Raw genomic sequence first — 6532 nt, forward strand, 5'->3', positions numbered from 1 at the left:
AATTCAGAGTGGCTGGCGATGACTCACGTCAGGTTGCCTTAAGGATTTGGGCAACATTGGTGCGTAGTCGTTCGGTGCTCGCCTCATCAAATGTGAAACGTTTCAGCTCACCGCTTTCGCCAGTTGGAAATCCATGTATTCGTAGGCGATCTGCTGCGCCTGGTCGGTGTCGAACGCATCGCCCGACAGCGCGCCGCGCAGCCATAAACCGTCGATGAGTGCCGCAAGACCGCGGGCCGCGCTACGCGCTTGCTCCGGTGCCAATACGCGGCGGAACTGACAGCACAGGTTCGAATACAGGCGGTGATCGTTGATCCGCTGCAGCCTGTGCAATGACGGGTGGTGCATGCTGGTAGCCCAGAAGGCCAGCCAGGTTTTCATCGCCGGGCCATTAACCTGACTGGCGTCGAAGTTGCCCTCGATGATCACTTGCAGATGCGCCCTGGGGCTGTCATCGGTGAGGGCCTGACGACGCTCGCGTACGGTCAGGATCAGGGCATTCATCAGGTGGCGCATGGTGGCTGCGATCAGGCCGTTCTTGTCCTGAAAGTAGTGGCTGATGATGCCGTTCGAGACGCCTGCCAGACGAGCAATCAGCGCAATGCTGGCATCGCCCATACCGACTTGATCGACCGCGGTAAGCGTGGCCTGGATCAACTGCTGACGGCGGATGGGTTGCATACCGACCTTGGGCATTCGCTAAATCTCCTGATTCGCCTGACTGATCGCTCTGCCCAAAAAGGCTCAGCCAGTCTAAAGATTTTTTATTGAACGTTCAATCAATAAAAAATGATGGGCGTGCGGAAAGCCTTGTAGATGCACATGTGTGGAGGTCTATCTCTGGAATGTGATTTCCCTTGTGGGAGCGGTGCTTGCCCGCGATAAGGCTGGACGCGGTTCACTTTAGGTCGCAGTGTTCTTATCGCGGGCAAGCACCGCTCCCACAGGGGGAAACGCATTTCACAGGGGAATGCGGTGCTGTTACTTCAACCCAGGTTCTTGCCCAGCAGCGCGTGATACAACTCACTGTCCCCCAATATCCCGACCACCTGATTGCCATCCTGCAACACCAGCTTGTTACCCGTCTGATAACGAATCTGCAGGGCGTCGCGCATGCCGATGTTGGAGTGCACCAGGGTCGGTTTGCGGTCCAGGGTTTCCATCGGTTGGCCTGGCGTCCAGTTCTGCAGGTCCAGTTGACCGGCACCCTGGCGTGCACCCTTGATGGTGTTGCCTTCGGCCAGATCGAGCCATGAGTCTGCACCTGGGTCCAGGCACACCGAACCATTCACTTTGGTGCAGTTGTCCAGCGTGCGCATCAGGCTGCGGCCGCACAACACGTTGAGCGGGTTGGTGTGTGCGACGAAGGTACGCACATACTCATCGGCGGGGTTGAGAACGATCTGCTCCGGCACGCTGTACTGCACGATGCGGCCGTCTTTCATGATCGCAATCCGGCTGCCCAGCTTGAGCGCTTCGTCGAGGTCGTGGCTGACGAACACGATGGTTTTGTTCAACTGGCTTTGCAGTGCGAGCAATTCATCCTGCAGCCCCTGACGGATCAGCGGGTCAAGTGCCGAGAAGGGTTCATCCATCAACAGAATGTCAGCGTCCATGGCCAGCGCCCGAGCCAGGCCAACACGTTGCTGCATGCCGCCGGATAACTCGTCGGGCTTCTTGTTACGCCACTGAGTCAGGCCCACCAGCTGGAGTTTTTCATCCACCAGCTTGCGGCGTTCTTTCTCGGGGCGGCCCTGCATCTCCAGACCGAAACTGATGTTCTCGCGCACCGTCAGCCAAGGCATCAGGGCGAACTTCTGGAAGACCATGGCGATACGCTTGGTGCGCATCAATTTCAGCTCGGCCGGGGTGCAATTGGCGATGTTGATTTGCGAGCCTTCGTGCTCGACATACAGCGCGCCGCGGCTCACGGTGTTGAGACCGTTGATGCAGCGCAGCAGGCTGGACTTGCCCGAACCGGACAGGCCCATCAGTACGCAGATTTCGCCTTTCTCGATGTCCAGACTGGCTTTTTCGACACCGACGATCTGGCCGGTTTTCTTCAGGATCTGATCACGGGTCAAGCCTTCATCGAGCAGCTTGAGTGCTTCGCGAGGATCATTGGCAAAGATAACGTCGACGTTATCGAATTTGATAATGCTCATGCGTCAGCCCTCACTTTGGTTTCGGGTTGTTTGCAGATACGGTCGAGCATGATTGCCAGCAATACGATCGCCAGGCCTGCTTCGAAGCCTTGGGAGATGTCAGCAGTGTTCAATGCATTGACCACGGGTTTGCCCAGGCCATCGGCGCCCACCAGTGCGGCAATCACCACCATCGACAACGACAGCATGATGCACTGGGTAATACCGGCGGCGATGCTCGGCATGGCGTAAGGCAGTTCGATTCGGGTCAGCAATTGACGACGCGATGAGCCAAAGGCTTTACCGGCGTCGAGCAATTCATGGGGTACATCACGGATACCCAGATACGTCAGCCGGATCGGCGCAGCAATGGCGAAGACCACCGTTGAAATCAGACCGGGCACCACGCCCAGGCCGAACAGCGTCAGGGTAGGGATCAGGTAAACGAAGGTCGGTACGGTCTGCATCAAGTCCAGCACCGGGCGCATCACGGTGTAGAACATCGGTTTGTGGGCGGCAACAATGCCCAGCGGCACACCGATGATGACGCACACGAAGGTCGCAAACAGCACCTGGGCGAGGGTTTCCAGGGTTTGATCCCAGTAACCCAGGTTCAGAATCAGCAGAAACGACGCCACGACAAATGCGGTCAGGCCCCATTTGCGCTGAATGAAATGCGCGAGGAGGGCGATCAGGCCGATCAGCACAAAGGGGTTGAACCAAGTCAGCGCAAACGTCAGGCCGTGGATCATGGTTTCAAGCGATGACGCGATTGCATCGAAAGTGCTGGCGCCGTGTTGGGTCAGCCAGTCTACGAAGGCCGCGATGTACTCGCCTAAGGGAATTTTATGATCTGTCAGCATGGTATCGATTGTCCGCTTGCGGGAGAAAAGGGGGACAACAGGCGGGCGTACCCGCCTGCTTGTCTGCTTACTTCGTCAGCTTGGCTTTTGCTGCCTCCAGGCCAGGTTTGCCATCAATGGTGGTGACGCCTGCGAGCCAGGTGTCGAGCACTTGCGGGTTGGCTTTGAGCCAGGCTTTGGCGGCAGCGTCAGGCTTTTGTTTGTCGTCCAGAACCTTGCCCATCAGGGTGCTTTCCATGTCGAGGGTGAACGACAGGTTTTTCAGCAGTTGGCCGACGTTGCTGCATTCCTGGGCGTAGCCTTTACGGGTATTGGTGAAGATGGTGGCCTGACCGAAGTTCGGGCCGAAGAAGTCATCACCGCCTGTGAGGTATTGCATCTTGAAACGGGTGTTCATCGGATGCGGTTCCCAGCCCAGGAACACCACATCGGACTTGCGACGTTGAGCACGATCAACCTGAGAAAGCATGCCCGCTTCGCTGGATTCGACGACTTTGAAGCCGGCGTCTTTCAGGCCGAACGCGTTCTTGTCGATCATGCTCTGGATCAGACGGTTGCCGTCGTTACCCGGCTCGATGCCGTAGATTTTGCCGTCCAGTTCCTTCTTGAACTTGGCGATGTCGGCGAAATCTTTCAGGCCCTTGTCGTAGAGCGCTTGTGGTACGGCCAGGGTGTATTTGGCGTTTTCCAGGTTGGCGCGGATGGTCTCGACGGTGCCTGCGTCACGATACGGCTTGATGTCGTTTTCCATGGTCGGCATCCAGTTGCCAAGGAACACGTCCATGTTCTTGCCGTCGGCCAGAGACTTGTAAGTGACTGGCACGGAAATCATCGTGGTTTTGGTTTTGTAGCCGAGGGATTCAAGAACGGCGCTGGTGACGGCGGTGGTGACAGTGATGTCTGTCCAGCCGACATCCGAAAAGTTGACCGTGCTGCACTGCTCAGGCTCAGCGGCCTGTGCCAGCATCGGTAAGCCCAGCGCAACAGCCAGTAGCAACGATTTAGAACCTTTCATTAGCGGACTCCCTTGGTGTTTTTTTCTCGCTATCAGCTTCGCAAGCTGACGCGGTTGGTGTTTTTTTGGCTGAAGTACAAGGCGTTTGATCAAGGCTCTTCCACTGCGCTGGCGAACGAGTCGATACGGATCATGTAACAGCAAAAATCAAACGCCTACAGGGGGCGTCGTAACCAGTACACAGGGCGTCGTATCCAGTGCTGGTGACGTCGCTTACAGGTTTTTTCCATGCCGTAAGCCTGCTTTTGCTGCGCGAACGCGGCAAAAAACGGCATAAGCCATCATTCCGTGACTCGATGAATCGCAGATGACGCAGGCGGGGATGTGCGTGTCGTTACGGGATGCCACAGGCCCTGCAAAAGCCTGATGATGCGTGCATCCACGGCGGGTAACAGCAAGAGCGTAGCAGCTGCGGCAGCGCTCGCCGTTAGCCCTTGAACCACTCATCACGGTGGTTTTGGATGGTCATTTGGGTGTTATGTTCCCTGGTCAACGCTTATCAGTCTTTGCAGGAGCTGCCGAAGGCTGCGAACAGGTGTCATCATGACAATCCATTCGCGGCCTTCGGCGCTCCTACAAAGGCATACGATGGGGGGGGATTGAAAGGTGCGCACTTATCGAACATCCCCTCGAATTACCGCCACCTTTTGGCGCGAAAGCCAATGAATGTGGCGCGGTGCTATGTCCAGCTGGCACTGGGGCCGTGCTGTGCCGTGCATTGCGTGACATCCAGATACAACGCCTCGTTTATCCCTTCACACAAGTGCTACCGAATTGCTCACCCGCCATACACAGCACGGGTCGCAACGCGTGCAGACGTCGTTAATCGACAACTCGGGTCGCTGCTGACTAGACGCATCGCGACGTCGTTTTCAGGGGTTATTGAATGAGCATTCAACTTTAGGCATGGCATTTGCGTTGTCATCACAAAGCCCTGCTTCGTATGGGGCAATAACAAGAGCCTCCGCCTGAGGCCTCCAACCGCTTTGTGTGAGGAGATACTGTGATGACTTCGTTCAACTCCGGGGCCCAACCCCAGAATCGCGCACCACAATCCATTGGCTTTCTGCTGCTGGATAACTTCACTCTGATATCTCTCGCATCAGCGGTTGAACCTCTGCGTATGGCTAATCAGCTGTCGGGCCGCGAGTTGTATCGCTGGACCACACTGAGCGCCGACGGCGGCCAGGTCTGGGCCAGCGACGGTCTGCAGATCACGCCGGATGCAGCCATGCACAAGGCGCCAGAGCTGGACACGGTGATCGTCTGTGGCGGCGTTGGCATTCAACGCACCGTAACTCGTGAACACGTCAGTTGGTTGCAGAGCCAGGCGCGCCAGTCGCGTCGGCTTGGTGCGGTCTGCACCGGCAGTTGGGCGCTGGCGTGTGCTGGCCTGCTGGATGGTTTCGATTGCAGCGTGCATTGGGAATGCCTGGCCTCGATGCAGGAAGCTTTCCCGCGTGTTGCCATGAGCACCCGTTTGTTCACCCTGGACCGTAACCGCTTCACCAGCTCCGGCGGCACCGCGCCACTGGACATGATGCTGCACCTGATCAGCCGTGATCACGGGCGTGAACTGTCGGCGGCGATTTCTGAAATGTTCGTCTACGAACGCATTCGTAATGAACAGGATCACCAGCGCGTGCCGCTCAAGCACATGCTTGGCACCAATCAGCCGAAGCTGCAGGAGATTGTGGCGCTGATGGAAGCCAACCTTGAAGAGCCGATCGACCTGGATGAACTGGCGGTTTATGTCGCAGTTTCCCGTCGTCAGTTGGAGCGCTTGTTCCAGAAATACCTGCATTGCTCGCCGTCGCGCTATTACCTCAAATTGCGCCTGATCCGTGCCCGGCAGCTGCTTAAGCAAACGCCGATGTCGATCATCGAAGTGGCTTCGGTGTGCGGCTTTGTATCGACGCCGCACTTCTCCAAGTGCTATCGCGAATACTTCGGCATCCCGCCGCGTGACGAGCGCGTAGGTTCCAACACCACCCAGCAAGTCGCGATGATGCCGATCCCGCAAGCCATGGTGCTCGCACCGCTGTCTGGGCCACTGTCAGCCTTGAGCCAGGCGCGCAATGAATCGACGTTTGCGAGTGTGCGGTTGTAACAGGCTTTATTGATATCCCGCAGGGCCTTGCCTGACGCCGAAAAATCGAGCTCAGGTAACGATCTGAGGTGGGAGCGAATTCATTCGCGAAAGCGGCATGTCGGGCGATGGATATGTGTCGGATGTACCAACCCCTTCGTGAATGAATTCACTCCCACAGGGCCTTGCCTGACGCCGAAAAATCGAGCTCAGGTAACGATCTGAGGTGGGAGCGAATTCATTCGCGAAAGCGGCATATCGGGCGATGGATATGTGTCGGATGTACCGATCCCTTCGCGAATGAATTCGCTCCCACAGGTTTTTGCCTGACGCCGAAAAATCGAGCTCAGGTAACGATCTGAGGTGGGAGCGAATTCATTCGCGAAAGCGGCATGTCGGGCGATGGATATGTGTCGGATGT

General features: G+C 57.0%; 5 protein-coding genes. 1 reads left to right on the forward strand and 4 read right to left on the reverse strand.

Annotation, left to right across the window (positions count from 1 at the left end):
* Nucleotides 1-102: 102 nt before the first annotated feature.
* From betI to EE949_RS10490, 4 genes are all read right to left on the reverse strand, one after another.
* Nucleotides 103-696, reverse strand: coding sequence for a transcriptional regulator BetI (gene betI, locus EE949_RS10475; RefSeq protein ID WP_122664215.1), 594 nt, complete (start codon nt 694-696; stop codon nt 103-105).
* A gap of 290 nt (nt 697-986) precedes the next feature.
* Complete coding sequence (gene choV, locus EE949_RS10480) at nt 987-2165, reverse strand: choline ABC transporter ATP-binding protein (RefSeq protein ID WP_122664216.1); 1179 nt, start codon at nt 2163-2165, stop codon at nt 987-989.
* A complete protein-coding gene (choW, locus tag EE949_RS10485; RefSeq protein WP_095092419.1) occupies nt 2162-3007 on the reverse strand; it encodes a choline ABC transporter permease subunit in 846 nt (281 codons plus the stop codon). The genes choV and choW overlap by 4 nt, the downstream gene beginning before the upstream one ends.
* Nucleotides 3008-3074: 67 nt before the next feature.
* Complete coding sequence (locus tag EE949_RS10490; protein WP_122664217.1) at nt 3075-4022, reverse strand: choline ABC transporter substrate-binding protein; 948 nt, start codon at nt 4020-4022, stop codon at nt 3075-3077.
* Nucleotides 4023-5028: 1006 nt separating this feature from the next.
* Here EE949_RS10490 and EE949_RS10495 point away from each other — a divergent pair.
* Nucleotides 5029-6132 carry a GlxA family transcriptional regulator gene (locus EE949_RS10495; RefSeq protein ID WP_122664218.1) on the forward strand — a complete coding sequence of 368 codons (1104 nt, stop codon included), beginning with the start codon at nt 5029-5031 and terminating at the stop codon, nt 6130-6132.
* Nucleotides 6133-6532 lie beyond the last annotated feature (400 nt).

This window comes from Pseudomonas viridiflava (assembly GCF_900602065.1).
Lineage (GTDB): Bacteria > Pseudomonadota > Gammaproteobacteria > Pseudomonadales > Pseudomonadaceae > Aquipseudomonas.

Bases quoted from the DNA above. Each gene is read 5' to 3' on its own strand.
- betI (WP_122664215.1), bottom strand. From the start codon at position 696: ATGCCCAAGGTCGGTATGCAACCCATCCGCCGTCAGCAGTTGATCCAG.
- choV (WP_122664216.1), bottom strand. From the start codon at position 2,165: ATGAGCATTATCAAATTCGATAACGTCGACGTTATCTTTGCCAATGAT.
- choW (WP_095092419.1), bottom strand. From the start codon at position 3,007: ATGCTGACAGATCATAAAATTCCCTTAGGCGAGTACATCGCGGCCTTC.
- EE949_RS10490 (WP_122664217.1), bottom strand. From the start codon at position 4,022: ATGAAAGGTTCTAAATCGTTGCTACTGGCTGTTGCGCTGGGCTTACCG.
- EE949_RS10495 (WP_122664218.1), top strand. From the start codon at position 5,029: ATGACTTCGTTCAACTCCGGGGCCCAACCCCAGAATCGCGCACCACAA.